Consider the following 19212-nt stretch of genomic DNA (forward strand, 5'->3'; position numbering starts at 1 on the left):
AACCTAGACTCCGGCGGATGGAAGCCGACTACGTCGTCGTGGGAACGGGCTCCGCCGGGTCGGTGGTGGCGGCCCGCCTGAGCGAGAATCCGTCCGTCCGGGTCGTCGCGCTGGAAGCGGGTCCCCACGACAAAGACAAGTTCATCCGCATCCCCGCGGGCTTCGTCAAGCTGTTCCGCAGCCCCGTGGACTGGGATTATCTGACCGAACCGCAGAAGGAACTCGACGGCCGCGAAATCTATTGGCCGCGAGGCAAAATGGTCGGCGGTTCGTCGTCGATGAACGCGATGATGTGGGTGCGCGGATTCGCCGCGGACTACGACGAGTGGGGCGAGGCGGCCGGCGACCAGTGGGACTATGCGCATCTCGAGCCATATCTGCGCAAGATCGAAGCGGGGCCGCTGTCCATCAGCAAGCAGCGCAGCCCGCGCAGTTCCACCGCCAAATGGCTGGCCGCTGCCGAGCAGTGTGGCTACCGTATCGAGAAGCCGAACCAGGCTGCGCCCGAAGGCTTTTGCGAGACACTGGTCACCCAGCGCCGCGGTGCGCGATGGAGCGCGGCCGACGCCTATCTCAAACCGGCCCTCAAGCGCGCAAACCTGACGCTCGAAACGGACGCGCTGGCGACCAGGGTGGTGTTCGACGGCCGCCGCGCGGTCGGCGTCGAGATCGAGCAGAACGGCACCCGTCGCGTCGTCAAGGCCCGGCGCGAGGTGGTGTTGTGCGGCGGTGCCATCAACAGCCCGCAGCTGCTGATGCTGTCGGGCATCGGCGATGGCGAACGGCTGGCCGAGCACGGCATTTCGACGCTGGTCCACGCCCCGGATGTCGGCGCCAACCTGGCCGACCACTTCATCGCGGCGCTCGGCTTCGATGTTCCGAACGACAGCCTCTTCGCCGCCGAGAAGCCGCTTCAGCTGCTGAACTACCTGCTGCGGCGCCGCGGGATGCTCACCTCGAATGTGGGGGAGGCCTACGGTTTCGTTCGGAGCCGTCCGGACCTCGCACTGCCCGACCTCGAGCTGATCTTCGCCCCTGCCCCGTTCTTCGAGGAGGGCATCGGCGACCCCTACGACAACCACGCCGTCGTGCTCGGCACGATCCTGCTCAAGCCGCAGAGCAGCGGCACCATCGAACTGCGTTCGGCCGACCCAAGGGACAAGCCGATCATCGACCCGCGGTATCTCACCGATCCCGGCGGCGTCGACCGGGCCGCCGTCATGGCCGGTCTGCGCATCTGCGCGACGATCTCGCAGGCGCCCGCTCTCGAGGGCGTCATCGGCAAGATCGCGAGGCCGCTGGACTCGGCGGCCCTGGACGACGAGACGCTCGCACGCGCGCTGGCCACGTTCTCGCACACGCTGTATCACCCGGTGGGGACGTGCCGAATGGGGCGCGATGACGCCAGCGTGGTCGACCCGCAACTGCGCGTGCGCGGCGTCGAGGGCTTGCGGGTGGCGGACGCCTCGGTGATGCCGGCGATCATCCGCGGACACACCCATGCGCCCAGCGTGCTGATCGGGGAGAAGGCCGCCGAACTGCTGCGCACGTGAGCGGTGCCAAGATGGAGCCATGGCCGAGCGCGACCGCGACGAAGCCGGGCGTCCCCGCAACACCCGCGCCCGCGACGAGCTGGGGCGGCCGTTGCCCCACGGCAGCGAGGGCGTCGCGCGGATCCCCGACGACCTCGACCTACCACCGGCCGAGACCGTCGTGTACGCGCAGGAGCTTCTCGACAAGGGGATGGCGTTTCACGCGCACGAGGTGTTCGAGGCCGCATGGAAGAACGGCCCACCGGACGAACGCGTGCTCTGGCAGAGCCTCGCCCAACTGGCCGTCGGCATCACCCACGTGCAGCGCGGAAACACGAAGGGCGCGCTCGGGGTGTTGAGCCGGGCGCGCGCCGGCCTCGCCGACGGCGGCACGGCCACGCACGGCGTCGACGTCCGTGGTCTTGCCGACTACGCGGAAACGTTGATCGACGACCTCGAAGCCGGGGTGGTGACCGCCCCGGAGCGACTGCGGCCGCGCCTGACTACCGACTAGCTCACCGACTGCAACCGCTGCGCCGGCGCGAACGTGACATCGCCGAGCCCGAGGTGCTCGCGCAGCGTGTCGCCGGTGTACTCGGTGCGGAACAGCCTGCGCCGCTGCAGTTCGGGGACGACCGCGTCGACGAAGTCGTTGAAGGTGCCCGGCGTCTGCGCCGCCGACACCATGAACCCGTCGGCCTCGCCCGCGGTGAACGACTCCTCGATCTGATCGGCGACTTGCTCCGCGGTACCGACGAATTGGGGCAGGAGCACACCCTGGGCGTACCACTTGCCGATGTCGCGCAGGGTCAGGTTGTCGCGGTTGGCGACCCGTCGCGCCGTATCGAACAAGCCCTGCGTTCCGGTCACCTGAACGTCTTCGACCGGGGCATCGAGGTCGTAGACCGAGAAGTCGTGGTCGGTGTGCACCGATAGCGTGATCAGCCCGGAGATCGGATCGGCCAACTCGTTGTGGAACGCCTGCTTCTCGCGGGCGATCGACTCGGTTTCGCCGATGAACGGGATGAACGCCGGGAAGATCAGCACCTTGTCCGGATCGCGGCCGAAATCGGTGGCGCGCGACTTGATGTCGTCGTAGTAAGCCCGTCTGCCCTCGGGTGTGGGGTCGATCTCGAAGATGGCCTCCGCCCACCGCGCGGCGAAGTCCTTGCCGGTGTTCGACGAGCCGGCCTGAATCAGCACCGGCCTGCCCTGCGGTGAGCGCGGGACGTTCAGCGGGCCGCGCGTCTTGAAGAACCGGCCGTCGTGCTCGACGGCGTGCACCCGCGACGGGTCGGCGAAGACGCCCTCCTTCTTGTCGAGAACGAGCGCATCGGACTCCCAACTCGTCCACAGATCCAAAGCGGTGCGGACGAACTCGTCGGCGCGCTCATAGCGGAACTCGTGGTCGAGATGGTCGTCGTGGCCGAAGTTCTGCGCCTCGCTCTGCGTCAGCGACGTGACGATGTTCCACGCCACCCGGCCGCGGGTGATGTGGTCGAGGCTGGCGAAGATGCGTGCCAGCTCGTAAGGGTGAAAGTAAGTGGCGGACTTGGTGATCGCGACGCCCAGCTTGGACGTCACCGCACCGATGCTGGCCGCGACGATCGACGGATCCAACGTCGCAGGTCGGCGAAGAACACGAAGTCGAACTTGCCGCGCTCGAGAATGCGCCCGAGGCGGTGGTAATACTCCGGCGTGGTGAACGCGGTGTCACTGGCGGGATGACGCCACGCTGCATGCGAATGGGTGACCTGTGAGGCGATCTGGAAACCGCCAAGGTGTAGTTGTCGCGACATGGAGCGCTCCTCGACACGCGATTTGTGCGTGAAAACGATCGCTGTGCGATCGAAATCACGCACAAATCGCTGGGTGGATGAGGGTCAGAAGTACGCGTTCGACGGAATCGGGGTGTCGTGCAGCAGGTTCTGCCCGATCACCCTGGCCTTGTAGACGACCGGGTTGTGCAACGTGATCGTGCGGATGTTGCGCCAGTGCCGGTCCAGGTTGCGCTTACGGCTGGCGGCGCTGGCCCCGCCGAGTTCGAGCAACCGCGTCGCGGCCTCGGGCGCCACCTGGTCCAGGTGCACCTTCACCTTCGCCACCTTCAACTGGGCCTCGGAAGCGAGGTCGGCATCCGGGACGCCGTCGACCTCGGACGCCGTCGCGGCGCCGATCGCGGCGGCCGCGTCGAGCACCGAGGCCCTGGCGATGTAGGCCGTGCTCGCCAACTCACCGAGCAGCTTCTGGTACAGCGGATCGTCGCTGGGCCGCTCGGTGAGCGCGTGGCTGAAGCTGCGGTCGCGGGAACGCAGCAGCGCGACACCGTCGTCGACGACCGACTCGAGGATGCCCGCCACCACCGCGTGGATGAACAGCTGCAGCGAGGCGTACTGGACCGTCGGCACCGGATCGGCGTCGTAGGGCGTGTCGCTGAGCACCTCGTCCGCCGCGACCGCGACATCGGTGAAGACGGTCGTACCCGTGCCGGTGCGGCGTTGGCCGAAGCCGTCCCAGTCGTCGATGATGCGGACACCCTCGCGATCGGCGGGCACCACCACGTTCGCGACGGAGTCGTGGTCGGTCGTCGCCGTCACGGTGAGGTAGTCGGAGAACAACGTCCCTGTGCTGTAGAACTTCTCGCCGTCGAGGCGATACGCGCCCGGGTTGGCGGGGTCGGGCAGCAGCCGGGTCTTGAACACCAGGCTGCCGACGGCCAGCGAGCTCTTCTCGCTGAACGCGTTGCCGAAGACCTTGCCCGCGGCGACCTTCTCCAACCACGCCTGCGATGTCGGCAGATCGGCCGTGCGCAGCCGTTCCTCGACGAACCAGAAGTGGGTGCGGAAGATGTGCGCGACGATCGGGTCGGCGTGCGCAACGTCGATCACGGCGGAAAACAGCTGCGGCACGGTGAATCCCGCGCCACCGGCGTCGGGCGGCAGCCGCAGGGTTCCGAAGCCGGCGTTCTTCAGCGCGGCGACCGCGTCGAAGGGGTTTTCGTCGTTGAGGTCTCGGTCGCTGGCGCCTTCGGCGATGCGGGCGAGCAGCTGTGTCCACTCCGGTGTTCCCGGAAGTGCGCGTGTGGGGAGATCGGCCGTTGTCATGGCGTTTGTTCTACCGACGGCCAGCACCGCGAACACTGCTTTGGCTCACCGAGAGCCTAAGGCGTTACGGCTTCATGAAGCCGATCTTCGTGTAGTCCGCGTCGGCCAGGCCGAAGGCCCCGTAGTTCGCCAGATTGCTTCGCACCGCGATGTTTCCGGGCGATTGGGTCAACGGCAGGCTGAACACCTCGTCGAACAGCATTTTGTCCAGCTCGTTGGCCAGCTGCCGGGCCTTGGCGGGATCCAGCTCGCCGACGGTCTGCTCGATCTTCTCGTCGATCTCCGGACTGCTGATCTTGCCGAAGTTGCTCTCGGCTCCGGTCCGATAGATCTGGGTCAAGCTCGCGAGCGGGAAAGCGTCGCCGCTCCACGAGAACTGGGCGATGTCGAAGTTGCCGACGGTGACGTAGTCGGTGAAGAAGCCGGCCGCCGGCCGGACGTCCAGCTCGAGCTTGACGCCGATCTGGGCGAGGTTGTTCTGCGCGATCTGCCCGTACTGCCGAGTGCTGAGCGAGTCGAACAGCACGTCGCGGATCACCAGCTGACGACCGTCCTTCTCGCGGAACTGACCGTTCTGCCGCCAGCCCAGCGCATCGAGCTCCTGCTTGGCCTTCTCCGGATCGAAGGCGACCTCGCCGCTGTTGTCCTGGTAGCCCTCCTGGCCCGCGACGAAGATGTGGTTGTTCAGCGGCACCGGATTGTCGGCAAGCCCGCGCTGGGTGACCTCGGCGATGGTCTTGCGGTCGATGCCCTTGGCGATCGCGCGTCGCAGCGCAGGGTCGGCCAGGATCGAACCGGGGGAGCCGTTGAACGTGAAGTGGTACCAGGCCAGACCGGGCGCGCGCCGGATGCTCACCCCCTCTGTGCGCCGAGCGATCTGCATCTCATCGAGGGTCGCCAGTCCGGTGGCGTCGATGGTGTTGTTCTGCAGTGCGGGAATGCGTGCGGCGTCGTCGAGGACGAGGAACGTGATGCTGTCCAGCAGCGGCTGCTCACCCCACCATTTGGGGTTGCGGGACAACGTGATTCGCTTCGCCCCGCGATCCAGGTTGGAGACGATGAATGGTCCCGCCGACGGTCCGGGGCCGTTCAGTTGGCCCTTGTTGAAAGCCTCGGGAGTCTCCGTCGAGCTCTTCGGCAGCAGCACGGTGCTTCCGGCGAACATGCCCCGCCAGTCGGACCACGGCTTGGCGAAGGTGATGACGGCTTGGCGGTCGTCGACGCCGCGCTCGACCTTCTCGACGCGGTCGCTGCCGTTCGTGGCGGCGATCGCGAACCGGTCGTCCTTGCCGCTGGTGGCGTTGATCTGGGACTGGATGTCCTCCCAGGTGATTGGCGTGCCGTCGCTCCACACCGCCTTCGGGTTGATCGTGTACGTCACGACCTGCGGGTCGGTGCTCGTCAACTCCACGCTGGTGAAGTAGTCGGTGTTGACGGTGGCCGAGCCGTCGGGCCCGATCCGGAACGCGCGTGGCATCGTCGGCTTCAGCACCGCGTTGTTGTCGCCGGTGTTGCCGTCGATGTGCAGCGGGTTGAAGTTGGGCGAGAAGTCGTTCAGTGCGAGTCGCAGGGTGCCGCCCTGCTGGAGGTTGGCCACGTCCTGCGGGTTGATGTCGTTGGTGGTTCCGACCGTCGCCTCGCCGCCTGCCGAGGGGGGCTCTTCGGAACCGCCGGAGCATGCGGTCAGGGTCAGCGCGGCGATGGCGGTGGCCGCAGCGAAGCGTCGCAAGATCCCTGCCACGGCTCCCGCTCGTCCTCTGCCCTCCGGGCGTGGGCCCACCGGTCCTCGCTCCGCTGCGATCCTCACTCGCGCTCGCCTTCGGGTGCTCATGCGCTCCGACTTTAGCTGCGATTCACCTGCGGCTGCGGCACCGCGGCGAGCAACCGCCGGGTGTAGTCGTGCGCGGGGTCGGTGAACACCTGGTCGCCGTCGCCCTGTTCGACCACCGTGCCCTTGTACATGACGACCACCCGGTGAGCGAGGTGGCGGACCACCGAGAGGTCGTGCGAAACGAACAGGTAGGACAGCCCGAACCGTTGCTGAAGATCGAGCAACAGGTTGATGATGCCGGCCTGGATCGAGACGTCCAGCGCCGACACCGGCTCATCAAGGGCGAGGATCTTCGGCTGCAGCGCCAGCGCCCGCGCGATGCCGATGCGCTGCTTCTGCCCGCCGGAGAACTCGGCCGGATAGCGGGCGGCGTCTTCGCGCTGCAGCCCGACGATGCCGAGCAGCTCGCCGACCCGTTCCTCTCGACTACGCTTGTCAAAACCGTTGGCCTGCAACGGCTCGGCGAGCACATCGAACACCGGGAGCCGCGGATCGAGGGATGCCACCGGGTCTTGGAACACGACCTGCAGGTCGCCCCGTAACGCGCGCCGACCCTGCCGGTCCAGCGAGGCCACATCCTTGCCGAGCACCTCGATGGAGCCCCCTTCGGGCGCGGTCAACTGCAGAATCTGATGCAGCGTCGTCGACTTGCCCGACCCGGACTCCCCGACGATGCCCAGCGTGCGGCCCTGCTGCAGTTCGAAGCTGACGCCGTCGACCGCACGCACCTCACCGACCTGGCGGCGGAACACCACACCCTTGGTCAGCTTGTAGGTCTTCACCAGATCCTCGACGCGCACCACCACGGGCGCGTCGGCCTCGGACGGCGTGGCAGGCGGGCGCGTCGACACGCCGTAGATGTCGGCGGCGCTGCGGCCGACAACGTGCTCGGTGCGGATGCAGGCGGCGCGATGCCCGGCCGACGCGTCCATGGGCAGCAGCTCGGGCTCGGCGGCGCGGCAGTCGTCGATGGCCAGCGGGCACCGCGGCGCGAACGGGCAACCCGGCGGAAGCGCGGCCATCGACGGCGGGGCACCCGGTATCGGCACCAGGCGCGAACCCTGCGCCGCGTCGAGGCGGGGTACCGAGCCCAGTAGCCCGACGGTGTAGGGCATGCGCCGGTCGCGGTACAGCTCCTCGACGCCGGCCACTTCGACCGCCCGGCCCGCGTACATCACCAGCGCGCGGTCTGCGAATTCGGCGACCACGCCGAGGTCGTGGGTGATGATGAGGACGCCCGCGCCGGTCACGTCGCGTGCGGTCTTGAGCACCTCGAGGATCTGCGCCTGCACGGTGACGTCCAGGGCGGTCGTCGGCTCGTCGCAGATGATCAGGTCGGGATCGTTGGCGATCGCGATCGCGATCACCACCCGCTGGCGCTCGCCTCCGGACAGTTCGTGCGGGAACGACTTGGCGCGACGGTCAGGCTGGTTGATGCCGACCAACTCGAGCAGTTCCACCGCCCGCTTACGGGCCGCCCGCCGACCAATGCCGCGCTGATGGATCTCGATCGCCTCGGCGATCTGGTCGCCGACGGTGTAGACGGGGGTGAGCGCCGACATCGGGTCCTGAAAAACCGTGCCGATGGTCTTGCCGCGGATCGCCGACATCCGTTGATCGGTCAGCCCGATGAGCTCGTCGCCGTGCAGCCGGATCGAACCGGAGACGTCGGCGTACTCGGGAAGCAGGCCGACCACGGCCATCGCGCTGGCCGATTTGCCCGCTCCGGATTCCCCGACGAGCGCCACGACTTCGCCCTTGCCGACGTCGAAGTTCATGCCGCGCACCGCCTTCACCGGCGCCGCATCCGTCGGGAACGCGACCGTGAGATCGCGGACCTCGAGCAGGCTCATCGCTTGCGTCTCCGGAGCTGGCGTGCACCCGGATCCAACGCGTCGCGCAAGCCGTCACCAACCAGGTTGGCGCACAGGATGATCAGCACCAGCACGCCACCCGGGAACAGGAACAACCACGGGAACGTCGTCGCAGATTTCGTACCGTCGGCGATCAACGTGCCCAGCGACACGTCGGGCGGCTGAATGCCGAAGCCGAGGAAGCTCAGCCCGGTTTCGGCCAGCACGGCCACGCCCACGTTGAGCGCCGTGTCGATGATGATGATCGACGCGACATTCGGGAGGATGTGGCGGATGATGATGCGCCAGTCGCTGACGCCCATATAGCGTGCGGCCGCGACGAATTCGCGGTCACGCAGGCTCATCGTCATACCGCGCACGATCCGCGAGCTGATCATCCAGCTGAACAGCGCCAGCAGCAGGATCATCCAGACGATGTCACCCTTGGTGCGTTGCACGACGATCGAGATCAGCAGGAAACTCGGCACCACCAGCATCAGGTCGACGAGCCACATCAGGGCCGGGTCCCGCCAATCGGCGAAATAGCCGGCGATCGTGCCCACCGTCGCCGCGATGATGGTCGAGATGAACGCGACGCACACGCCGATCAGCATCGACTTCTGCATGCCCCGCAGAGTCTGCGCGAACAGATCCTGCCCCAGCGCGTTGGTGCCGAACCAGTGGTCGGGGCTGGGCGGCTGCTGCAACGCGAAGTAGTCCAGATCGCTGTAGCTGTACGGCAACAGCGGCGGCAGCGCGTAGCAGCCGATGAACAACAGCGCCAACAGGATCAGGGAGATGACCGCGGGCTTGTTGCGTACGAACCGGCGGAACACCAGCGACCGTCGCGATGCGAAACCGGCGGCGTTCAAACCGGACTGCGCGGTGGTCGAGGTCTCACTCGTGACGGGTTCGGTCATGACACCCGCACCCTCGGATCGAGCGCCGCGTACACCACGTCGGAGAGCAGGCCGGCCAACAGGATCATCGCGGCGGACAGAACCGTGATCGCCGCGACGATGTTGATGTCCTGATTGCCGATGCCGGTGACGATCCACTCGCCGACGCCGTACCAGCCGAAGATTTTCTCGGTGAACACCGCGCCGGTGACCAAACCCGCGACGCTGTATGCGAACAACGTCGCCATCGGAATCAACGCGGTCCGCAAGCCGTGCTTGACCAACGCCCGTCGCCGCGTCAGACCCTTCGCCCGGGCGGTGCGGATGAAGTCCTGCCCGAGGACGTCGAGCATCGCGTTGCGCTGATATCGGCTGTAGATGGCGATCGAGGAGATCGCGAGGGTCATGCTCGGCAGCACGAGGTGCTGCAGCCGGTCGACGAACTGGTTCCACGCCCCCTCGATGGGGAACGACGACGTCTCGCCGGTGTACTCGAATATCCGCACGCCCAACACGTTGTTCACGCCGAGCGCCGCGAGGATGAACAGATTGGCCAATACGAACGTCGGCGTGCTGATCACGAGCAGCGACAGCACGGTGACGACGCGGTCGCTCAGGCGGTATTGCCGGATAGCGCCCCATGCCCCGGCGGCCACGCCGATGACGGTGCCGACGACCGAGCCGATCACCAGCAGTCGCAGGCTCACCCCCACCCGGCGCCACAGCTCGTTGGTGACCGGCTGCCCGCCGACCGTCACGCCGAAGTCGCCGCGGAGCGCCCCGGACGCCCAGTGGACGTACTGCTCGAGCACGGGCTTGTCGAGGCCCAGTTCGACGCGCTTGGCGTCGATGACGGTCTGGGGCGGGCGGGGGTTGCGGCTCTCCAGGCTCTCGAGAGGGTCGAACTGCCACGAGGCGAGCAGGAAAACCAGGAAGGACGCCAACCCCAGCAACACGACGTAGTTGAGCAGCCGGCGCGCCAGAAACCGCGTCATGCGGAGGATCCGTCCGTCGGCTGCATGCGCTCAGGTTAGGAGATGACGGCTGCAGTGGCCGTGATGCGGGCTTTTGCAGCGCGCCGAACTGGCCGTTTTGGCGAATTTGCACCGGGGCCGCAGCGGGCGTCCAGTTTCGGCTGGTTCAGTCGAGAGGCATCTGCAATTTCACGGTGGCCGCGCCGATGGGGCGACTGGGCAACCAGGGATGGAGGAATTGAGATGGCACGTCACAGGGCGCGACGCAGTACCAGGATCCGTGCGGTCTCGGCCGCGATCGGCGCCGGCGCGATAGCCGCGATGACCGTGCTCGGGATGGCGGCCGAACATTCGACCACCGGCCCGGCGACCGCGAAACCGGCCATGACGGTCGGCTCGACGACCAAGCAGACCACGCCGGCCACGGCGCCCGCCGTCGGGATGGCGAAACCCGCCATCAAGGGGCCGGCGCCGCTGCCGTCGGAGGAGGAAGCCGCCAAGTAGCACGGCTATCGTTTCACGCGCCTCCCGTTCGGTTATCCAGCACGTCAAGGGTTCGACGGCGATCCCTGTACGCGCTGCTCAACGGGCTGCGACCCCGGTCGCGCCCACCGGACCAGACGGAGAGGTCGAAGTGAACACGAAACAGGTGAAGGTGCTCTCGGCGGCGGTCGGAACCAGCGCCCTGTTGGCGATGGGCGGATTCTCGCTGGCGTCCACCACTGCCGCTCAGGACGACGAACCGCCCGTGACCCCGGGCCCCGTGACCACATCGGAGATCACGACCGGCGAGACCAGCACCCAGACGGGTGCTCCGGAGACGCCGACGACGTCGGTGGCCACGCCGCCGGTTACCGCCGAACCGCCGCCCACGGCCTAATTTCGCTGCGTGCTGATGCTGGTCGCCGTCGGTGTGCCGTCGGTTCGCGTCCCACGGACCGTGACCGTGTCGTTGATCGCCGCCGGCTGATCGTCCGCACGCGTCGAGTACGTCTGCGTGAAGCCGTCGGCGCTGCGGACGGTGACAGTTCCTGGCGACGTCGCCGTGACTGTCCCGGTCTGCGTCAACACGGTAGTGAACCCGCCCGCGCCCTCCTCAAGCACGAATTCGCCGTGCACTTCCGGTGCCGGATCGACCCCGGGTGGCCCGCCGTTCGACCACGGCCCCGGCTTGAGGCCGGGCGGGCCGGCGGGCATGCCGTGGAAAGCCGGGACGCCAGGTGGCGAACCGCCGTCGGTGGCCGCATAGATCGCCGCTCCGCCGAGTGCCGCGATCACCGCGGCGACGCCGACCGCCAGCACGGTCTGACGTCGGCCCCACTGCGGCTGTCTCGGCTCGGGTGCACCCCACGTGGGGCCGGTTGTGTCGAGACTCACGCCGTCCACTTTGCGCGCGGTCGATGTGCGCTCGCTGTGTGACGGATCAGTCGTTGCTGTGGACCTGTCCACAGCTTGCACATAGGAATGGCACAGGAACCACCCATGGCCGCTGCGGATAATGAATACGTGGCCACCTCCCGTTCCTCAGGCGTCAGCGAGCAGGACACCGGGCGGGTCGTCATGCGCCGAGCCGACGGGAAGCCGATCCACGTGCTGGTCGTCGATGACGAACCGGTGCTCGCCGAGCTGGTGTCCATGGCGCTGCGCTACGAGGGCTGGGACATCGCGACCGCGGCCGACGGAGCGTCGGCGATCGCGTCCGCGCGCGAAACGCCGCCGGACGTCGTCGTGCTCGACGTGATGCTGCCCGACATGAGCGGGCTCGAGGTGCTTCGCAGACTGCGCGAGCAGATCCCGGGTCTGCCGCTGCTGCTGTTGACGGCCAAGGATTCTGTCGAGGACCGCATCGCCGGCCTCACCGCGGGCGGCGACGACTACGTCACCAAACCGTTCAGCATCGAGGAGGTCGTGCTGCGGTTGCGGGCGCTGCTGCGGCGCACCGGGGTGGCCAGCGAATCGGGTGGCGCCAAGATCGTGGTGGGCGATCTGGTGCTCGACGAGGACAGCCACGAGGTGACTCGCGGGGGCGAACTGATCTCACTGACCGCGACCGAGTTCGAGCTGCTGCGTTTCATGATGCGCAACTCCAAACGCGTGCTGAGCAAGGCCCAGATCCTCGACCGCGTATGGAGTTACGACTTCGGCGGCCGGTCCAACATCGTCGAGTTGTACGTCTCGTACCTGAGAAAGAAGATCGACAGCGGGCGAGAGCCGATGATTCACACCCTGCGCGGTGCCGGGTATGTCCTCAAACCCGCGCGCTGACGGGCCGCCCGGACCCGGACCCGGACACGGGCCGCCGACGCGCATCCGCTCCCCGCGGACGTGGTCGTTGCGCGCCCGCCTTCTTGCGTCCCAGGTCGTGCTCCTCGCGCTGGTGTGCGCCGCCATCGGGGTGGGCACAGTGCTTGCGCTGCAACACTTTTTGACCAATCAGCTCGACGAACGACTCCTGGAGACCGGACGGCGTTCGGCCGGCTTGTTCGAGTTCGGTCCGCCACCGCCTCCGGGATTTGCGCGGCCCGGTTTCCGCGAGCGCATGATCATCCGCGGTGAGCAGGGACCCGGACCTGCCTTCCTCAACGCGCCGGGTCAGGCCGCCGGGACGTTGGGCGTGGTGGTCTCATACGGCACCCCGGTCGACGCCGGGGTCATCACCGCCGACGGGACACGAAGCGAGATCAGCGCCACCGCGGCACAACAGCTGGCGCAGGTCACCGACGCTGCGCCCACGACCCTCGATGTCGACGGGCTCGGCCGTTACCGGGTGCTCGCCCTTCACGTGCATCGCCCCGGTGAAGCGATCGTGACCGGACTGCCGCTGTCCGACGTCGACGACACGCTGCTGACCGTCGCCATCATCTTCTGCGTGGTCGGCGCCACGGCGCTGCTCGGGGCGACCACCGCGGGAATACTGATCATCCGGCGCCAATTCGCGCCGCTGGCACGGGTTTCCGATGCCGCTCGACAGGTCGCCGACCTCGAACTCGAACGCGGTGAAGTGCGCCTGCCCACGCCGATCGTCAAGGTGGACCCCGCGAGTGCACACACCGAGATCGGCCAGCTCGGTTCCGCGTTGAACCGGATGCTCGATCGGATCGCGTCCGCGCTGTCCGCGAGGCACGCCAGCGAGACCCGGATCCGCCAGTTCGTCGCCGACGCCAGCCATGAGCTCCGCACCCCGCTGGCGGCCATCCGCGGCTATACCGAACTGGCACAACGTAAACGCGACGACGTACCCGACGACGTCGCCCACGCCATGAGCCGGGTGGAGTCAGAGACCGCCCGGATGACCCAGCTCGTCGAGGACATGCTGCTGTTGGCGCGTCTCGACACCGGCCGCCCGCTCGAGCAGCAGCCGGTGGACCTGTCGCGCCTGATCGTCGACGCGGTCAGCGACGCGCATATCGCCGGTCCGGAACACCAATGGTCGCTGGATCTTCCGGAGGAGCCGGTGATGGTCGTCGGCGACGAGGCACGCCTGCATCAAGTGCTGGGAAACCTGCTCGCAAACGCCCGCATCCACACTCCGCCCGGCACCTCGGTCACGACGTCGCTGAGCGTCGAGGCGGACGGGAGCGTCGTGTTGACCGTGGCCGACGACGGCCCCGGCATCCCGGCCTGGTTGCAGCCCGAGATATTCGAGAGGTTCGCCCGCGGCGACTCGTCGCGATCGCGCCGCGGTGGCAGCACGGGCCTGGGCCTGGCGATCGTCGCGGCCGTCGTCAGGGCGCACCGCGGCAGTATCGACGTGCACAGCGTCCCCGGCGACACACGGTTCGTGGTCAGCCTCCCCTATTCACAGCCTGCGCACAGCGGGCCCAAGACCGGAACCTAGCTTTCGCGGCGACACTCGACCCGGTGACCGCTCTCGTTCCTCCGCGTGCGCAGACGCGAGTCGCCCCGGCACGCCGGAACTCATGGGCCGATCGCAACCACGCCCGTCTCGGGCTGCCCATCCTGTTGGCGGCGACGGCGGTGCTGTACCTGTGGAACCTCTCGGCGAGCGGATGGGCCAACGCCTTCTATTCGGCTGCGGCGCAGGCCGGTGCGAGCAATTGGACCGCGATGCTGTTCGGGTCCAGCGACGCGGCGAACGCCATCACCGTCGACAAGACACCCGCGGCGCTGTGGCTCATCGACATCTCGGTGCGCCTGTTCGGGCTCAACCCGTGGAGTGTGCTCGTTCCTCAGGCGCTCGAGGGCGTCGCCGCGGTGGGGTTGCTGTACGCCGCGGTCTGCCGGGTCGCCGGGCGTGGCGCGGGCCTTCTGGCCGGCGCCATCCTGGCGCTGACGCCGGTGGCGGCGTTGATCTTTCGCTTCAACAACCCCGATGCCCTGCTGGTGCTTCTGCTCGTGGCCGCGGCCTACTGCATGCAACGTGCCTGCGAGAAGGACGCCAGCCGCTGGTGGTTGATCGCCGCAGGCGGCGCGGTGGGCTTCGGCTTCCTCGCCAAGATGTTGCAGGCATTTCTGGTGCTGCCGGGGTTCGTCGTCGGATACCTGATCGGAGGCCACCGGCCCTGGCTACGACGGTCGCTCGACCTGCTCGCCGCCGCCGCGGCCATGGTGGTCACGGGCGGCTGGTACCTGCTGCTCGTCGAGTTGTGGCCGCCGCCGTCGCGGCCCTTCATCGGTGGTTCGCAGCACAACAGCATCATCGAATTGACGTTTGCCTACAACGGGTTCGGTCGCATCACCGGCGACGAGCCGGGCGGCTTGGGCAACCTCGACCACGACGTCGGCTGGGGCCGGCTGTTGGGCACCGGGATGGGGCAGGACATCGCGTGGCTGTTGCCGGGCGCGTTGATCTGTCTCGCCGCCGGGCTCGTTCTCGTCCGGCGGCGTCCGCGCACCGACCCATTGCGAACCGCGCTGATCATTTGGGGCGGCTGGTTGATCGTCACGGCCGTCGTCTTCAGCTTCGCCGGCGGCATCATCCATTCGTACTACACCGTCGCACTCGCACCTGCGATCGCGGCCTGCATCGGCATCGGTGCAAACCTCATGTGGCACAACCGTTTCGACATCAGGGTGGCGACAGCTATGGCAAGCACCGTGGCGGTCACGGTCTGCCTCGCGGCGGTTCTGTTGAGCAGGAACGTCGGCTGGCTGCCGTGGTTGCGCGTGGTGGTGGCGGTCGGCGGAGTGGGGGCGGCGGTTCTGCTTGTCGTCGCGGGCAGGTTGCCGCGGTCGACGGCTGCCGCGGTGGCCGTGCTCGCCGTCGCGTCGTGTCTGGCCGCACCGGCCGTCTACTCCGTGGCCACCGCGGCGACGCCGCACAGCGGTGCGATCCCGGCGGTCGGTCCGTCCGGCCGCGGTTTCGGCGGTCCGCCCGGACTGCTGAACGCGCCGACGCCGGGACCCGCGCTGTCCGCGGCGTTGCGGAAGGATGCCGGCGCCTACACGTGGGTGGCGGCGGTCGTGGGCTCGAACAACGCCGCCGGCTACCAGCTGGCCGTCGGCGCCCCGGTGATGGCGGTCGGCGGTTTCAACGGCACCGACCCCGCGCCGACGCTCGAGGAGTTCCGCTCGCTGGTCGCCGCGCGCCGGATTCATTACTTCATCGGCAGCCGCATGATGTTCGGTCGTCACGCCAAAAGCGGGAGTCGGGAATCCGCCGACATCACCGAATACGTCGCGACCCACTACTCGCCGATGACCGTCGACGGGGTGGTCATCTACGACCTCACCCGGCCGAACAACTCATAGCTCAGACACAGGTTCGGCCAATGGGGGACACAACATGCGCCTCGACCATGGACGTCGTGACAGACATCGCTCTCGAGCGCCTGCGTTTTGAATACCGGCCCAACGCCGCGACGGCGGCCCGCGCGGCCGGCGTTCCGGTTCTCGACGTCGTGGTTCCGGTGTACAACGAGCAGGACGACCTGGCGGGGTCGGTGCGCCGGCTGCACCGGCACCTGCGGGAGAACTTCCCGTTCCCCTCCCGAATCACCATCGCCGACAACGCCAGCTGCGACGACACCCCCCGCGTGGCTGCCGAACTGGCCGCCGAACTGAGCGATGTGCGGGTGGTGCGGCTCGAACAGAAGGGCCGCGGCCGGGCGCTGCACACCGTGTGGTCGGAATCGGACGCGCAGGTGCTCGCCTATATGGACGTTGACCTGTCGACCGATCTCACCGCGCTCGCCCCGCTGGTGGCGCCACTGATTTCCGGGCATTCGGACTTGGCGATCGGGACGCGTTTGAGCCGCGGCTCGCGGGTCGTGCGTGGTGCCAAGCGCGAAGTCATCTCGCGCTGCTACAACCTCATCCTGAAATCCACGCTCGCGGCCCGGTTCTCCGATGCGCAATGCGGCTTCAAGGCCATCCGCTCCGACGTGGCCCGGTTTCTGCTGCCGCATGTCGCCGACACCGGTTGGTTCTTCGACACCGAACTGTTGGTGCTCGCCGAACGGAGCGGCCTACGCATTCACGAAGTACCCGTCGACTGGGTCGACGATCCGGACAGCCGCGTCGACATCGTCGCCACGGCCGCCGCCGACCTGAAGGGAATTGGACGCTTGTTGCGCGGATTCGCCAATGGATCGATCCCGGTGCACGACATCGCCGCACAACTGGCACCGGCGAAGGCCGCCGCCCCCGGCTCGTTGTTCCGCCAGGTTGTGCGCTTCGGCGCCATCGGTGTCGTCTCCACAGCGGCCTACGTCGCGCTGTTCATGCTCATCCACGGGTGGGTGGGAGCGCAGGCGGCGAATCTGATCGCGCTGCTGACCACCGCCGTGGCCAACACCGCCGCGAACCGCCGGTTCACCTTCGGCATCGGGGGTTTCGCCAACGCGACGCGGCATCACGTCGAGGGGCTGATCGTGTTCGCGATCGCCCTCACCATCACCAGCGGCTCACTCGCCGTCTTGCATCTGCTGGTCGCCCATCCGCACCGCCTGGTCGAGCTGACGGTGCTGGTGCTGGCCAACCTCGCGGCCACCGCGGCGCGATTCGTGCTGCTGCGCGGCTGGGTGTTCCATCCCCGGCGCGCTCGAAACAGGCTGCACGGCAGAGGAATCGCGCGATGACCGTCACAGACGAACTCCGGCCTGCGGCATCGGCTGCCGATACCCCGGTTGAGCGGACCGGTGCCCGCTGGACACGTCCGGCCCTGGCCGCGCTATTGCTCGCGACCGCGGTGCTGTATCTGTGGGGTCTGGGCTCGAACGGCTGGGCCAACGACTATTACGCGGCGGCGGCCCAGGCCGGCACACAGAACTTCAAGGCGTGGCTGTTCGGGTCCCACGATGCCGGCAACTCCATCACCGTCGACAAACCGCCTGCCTCCCTGTGGATCATGGTGTTGTCCGGCCGGCTGTTCGGCTTCAACGCGTTCACCATGCTGCTCCCACAGGCGATTATGGGTGTCGGCTCCGTGGCGGTGCTCTACGCGACGGTCCGCCGCGTCAGCGGCCCGGCTGCGGGCCTGATCGCCGGCGCCGCACTGGCGCTCACACCGGTCGCCGCGCTGATGTTCCGCTTCAACAATCCCGACGCGCTTCTGGTACTGCTGATGGTGGTCGCCGCGTACTGCGTGCTGCGGGCGACCGAGACCGCAAGCACCCGCTGGATGGTGCTGGCGGGTTGTGCTCTCGGCTTCGCGTTCCTGACGAAGATGTTGCAGGCCTTTCTCGTCGTACCCGGTCTGGCGTTGGCGTTCCTGGTCGCCGCGCCCGTCGGGATGTGGCGGCGCATCGGTTCATTGGCGGCGGGTGCGGCCGCGATGGTCGTCTCCGCCGGGTGGTTCCTCGCCCTGGTCGAATTGTGGCCGGCCGATTCGCGGCCCTACATCGGCGGCTCCACGGACAACAGTCTGCTGCAGCTGGCATTGGGCTACAACGGAATTGAGCGGATCGCCGGCCGGGGCGGGCCCGGGGGCATGGGTCCCGTCCCGGGCGGGCCTGACGGTGGACGGCCCCTGTTCTTCGGCGGTGAGCCCGGCATCGGCCGGATGTTCGGCGACTCGATGGGCACGCAGGCGTCCTGGCTGTTGCCCGCCGCATTGATCGGACTGGTGGCGGGATTGTGGTTCACCCGCCGAACCGCGCGGACGGCCGGCGTGCGTGCCGCACTCCTGATGTGGGGCGGCTGGTTGCTGATGACCGGCGCGGTGTTCAGCTTCATGGACGGCATTATCCACCCGTACTACACCGTCGCGCTGGCGCCTGCGGTGGCCGCGCTGGTCGGGATCTCGGTCCGAGAGTTGTGGCGAGGCAGGCGTTTTCCCGCCCCGCGGATCGTGTTGGCGATCATGTCGGCGACCACCGGCGTGTGGGCGTTCATCCTGCTCGACAGGACGCCGGACTGGTGGCCGGCGGTGCGCTGGGTCGTGTTGGTCGGTTCGGCGGTCGTGGCTTCGATGCTGGCGGTCGGCGCGCACCGGCTCGGCCGCGCGACGACCGTGGTGGCCCTCGCCGCTGCGGCATTCGGGGTGGCCGGTCCCACCGCGTACACGGTGGCGACGGTCGCCAACACGCAGGGCGGCCCGATGGTTGTGGCCGGTCCTTCCGTCGGCGTGAGCGGTTTTCATGGGGACGGGCCGGGTCGGTACGCGCCTCCCGGAGGCCCCGGTGGGTTCGGCGCCGTAGCGGACAATCCGGCGCTCGAGAACATCGTCAGGGAGGCGCCGACCCGCTGGGCGGCAGCGACCGTCGGATCGATGACCGCGAGCAGGCTCGAACTGGACACCGGCGCGTCGGTGATGGCGATCGGAGGGTTCACGGGATCCGACGATTCGCCGACGCTCGAGCAGTTCCAGGCGTATGTCGGGCACCAGGAGGTGCGCTACTTCATCGGCGATGACCACGGCGGGCCCCCTCACCGTGACCACGGCGAAGCCTCCGCGATCGCGTCATGGGTGCAGCAGAACTTCACCGCGGTCGATGTCGACGGCGCCACGGTCTACGACCTGTTCGCGCCGATCGTCGGGTGATCGGCGCAGCACGCTCGTCAATTATTCGATCTGCTTGATTTTCTTCGCTCTGTCAGGGCGGAGGCGGTTATAGGG

General features: G+C 68.0%; 15 protein-coding genes and 1 pseudogene. 9 read left to right on the forward strand and 7 right to left on the reverse strand.

The annotated features are described in order from the left end of the window. Positions 1-17: 17 nt before the first annotated feature. Together A5752_RS18985 and A5752_RS18990 are read left to right on the forward strand one after the other, a co-directional pair. Complete coding sequence (locus A5752_RS18985) at positions 18-1553, forward strand: GMC family oxidoreductase (protein ID WP_067088607.1); 1536 nt, start codon at positions 18-20, stop codon at positions 1551-1553. Between the two features lie 19 nt (positions 1554-1572). After that, a complete protein-coding gene (locus A5752_RS18990; RefSeq protein ID WP_067088608.1) occupies positions 1573-2046 on the forward strand; it encodes a DUF309 domain-containing protein in 474 nt (157 codons plus the stop codon). On the opposite strand, the pseudogene A5752_RS18995 reads toward A5752_RS18990, so the two are convergent. From A5752_RS18995 to A5752_RS19020, 6 genes and pseudogenes are all read right to left on the reverse strand, one after another. Further along, positions 2043-3331: pseudogene (locus A5752_RS18995) on the reverse strand (LLM class flavin-dependent oxidoreductase). The gene A5752_RS18990 and the pseudogene A5752_RS18995 sit on opposite strands and share 4 nt — an antisense overlap. An 84-nt stretch (positions 3332-3415) precedes the next feature. Continuing rightward, positions 3416-4636 (reverse strand): acyl-CoA dehydrogenase family protein, encoded by a 1221-nt coding sequence (locus A5752_RS19000; RefSeq protein WP_067088732.1) that lies wholly within the window; start codon positions 4634-4636, stop codon positions 3416-3418. Between the two features lie 64 nt (positions 4637-4700). Next, on the reverse strand, positions 4701-6377 hold the full coding sequence (locus A5752_RS19005; RefSeq protein WP_502686754.1) for an ABC transporter family substrate-binding protein: 1677 nt from the start codon (positions 6375-6377) through the stop codon (positions 4701-4703). A gap of 101 nt (positions 6378-6478) precedes the next feature. Next, on the reverse strand, positions 6479-8320 hold the full coding sequence (locus A5752_RS19010) for a dipeptide ABC transporter ATP-binding protein (protein WP_067088609.1): 1842 nt from the start codon (positions 8318-8320) through the stop codon (positions 6479-6481). Beyond that, a complete protein-coding gene (locus tag A5752_RS19015; RefSeq protein ID WP_067088614.1) occupies positions 8317-9240 on the reverse strand; it encodes an ABC transporter permease in 924 nt (307 codons plus the stop codon). The genes A5752_RS19010 and A5752_RS19015 overlap by 4 nt, the downstream gene beginning before the upstream one ends. Beyond that, on the reverse strand, positions 9237-10214 hold the full coding sequence (locus A5752_RS19020; protein ID WP_067088616.1) for an ABC transporter permease: 978 nt from the start codon (positions 10212-10214) through the stop codon (positions 9237-9239). Before A5752_RS19020 ends, A5752_RS19015 begins: the two co-directional genes overlap by 4 nt. A 222-nt stretch (positions 10215-10436) precedes the next feature. On the opposite strand from A5752_RS19020, the gene A5752_RS27200 reads away from it, so the two are divergent. Beyond that, a complete protein-coding gene (locus tag A5752_RS27200; RefSeq protein WP_082963970.1) occupies positions 10437-10697 on the forward strand; it encodes a hypothetical protein in 261 nt (86 codons plus the stop codon). Between the two features lie 130 nt (positions 10698-10827). Beyond that, on the forward strand, positions 10828-11073 hold the full coding sequence (locus tag A5752_RS19030) for a hypothetical protein (RefSeq protein ID WP_067088621.1): 246 nt from the start codon (positions 10828-10830) through the stop codon (positions 11071-11073). On the opposite strand, the gene A5752_RS19035 is transcribed toward A5752_RS19030, so the two are convergent. Further along, positions 11070-11570 carry a hypothetical protein gene (locus A5752_RS19035; RefSeq protein WP_231983455.1) on the reverse strand — a complete coding sequence of 167 codons (501 nt, stop codon included), beginning with the start codon at positions 11568-11570 and terminating at the stop codon, positions 11070-11072. The genes A5752_RS19030 and A5752_RS19035 overlap by 4 nt on opposite strands. 183 nt (positions 11571-11753) lie before the next feature. Here A5752_RS19035 and A5752_RS19040 point away from each other — a divergent pair, with 183 nt between their 5' ends. Genes A5752_RS19040 through A5752_RS19060 form a run of 5 tightly spaced genes read left to right on the forward strand, consistent with a single transcriptional unit; the run spans position 11754 to position 19137 of the window. After that, complete coding sequence (locus A5752_RS19040) at positions 11754-12458, forward strand: response regulator transcription factor (protein WP_067088741.1); 705 nt, start codon at positions 11754-11756, stop codon at positions 12456-12458. Continuing rightward, entirely contained in the window at positions 12436-14031 is a 1596-nt protein-coding gene (locus tag A5752_RS19045) for a sensor histidine kinase (RefSeq protein WP_067088744.1), read from the forward strand. Before A5752_RS19040 ends, A5752_RS19045 begins: the two co-directional genes overlap by 23 nt. Positions 14032-14054: 23 nt before the next feature. Next, positions 14055-15905, forward strand: a complete 1851-nt coding sequence (locus A5752_RS19050) for an ArnT family glycosyltransferase (RefSeq protein WP_067088624.1) — start codon at positions 14055-14057, stop codon at positions 15903-15905. Between the two features lie 47 nt (positions 15906-15952). After that, positions 15953-17233 (forward strand): bifunctional glycosyltransferase family 2/GtrA family protein, encoded by a 1281-nt coding sequence (locus A5752_RS19055; RefSeq protein ID WP_067088627.1) that lies wholly within the window; start codon positions 15953-15955, stop codon positions 17231-17233. Continuing rightward, a complete protein-coding gene (locus A5752_RS19060; RefSeq protein WP_067088630.1) occupies positions 17230-19137 on the forward strand; it encodes an ArnT family glycosyltransferase in 1908 nt (635 codons plus the stop codon). The genes A5752_RS19055 and A5752_RS19060 overlap by 4 nt, the downstream gene beginning before the upstream one ends. Positions 19138-19212: the final 75 nt, after the last annotated feature.

This window comes from Mycobacterium sp. 852002-51961_SCH5331710, assembly GCF_001665535.1.
GTDB lineage: Bacteria > Actinomycetota > Actinomycetes > Mycobacteriales > Mycobacteriaceae > Mycobacterium.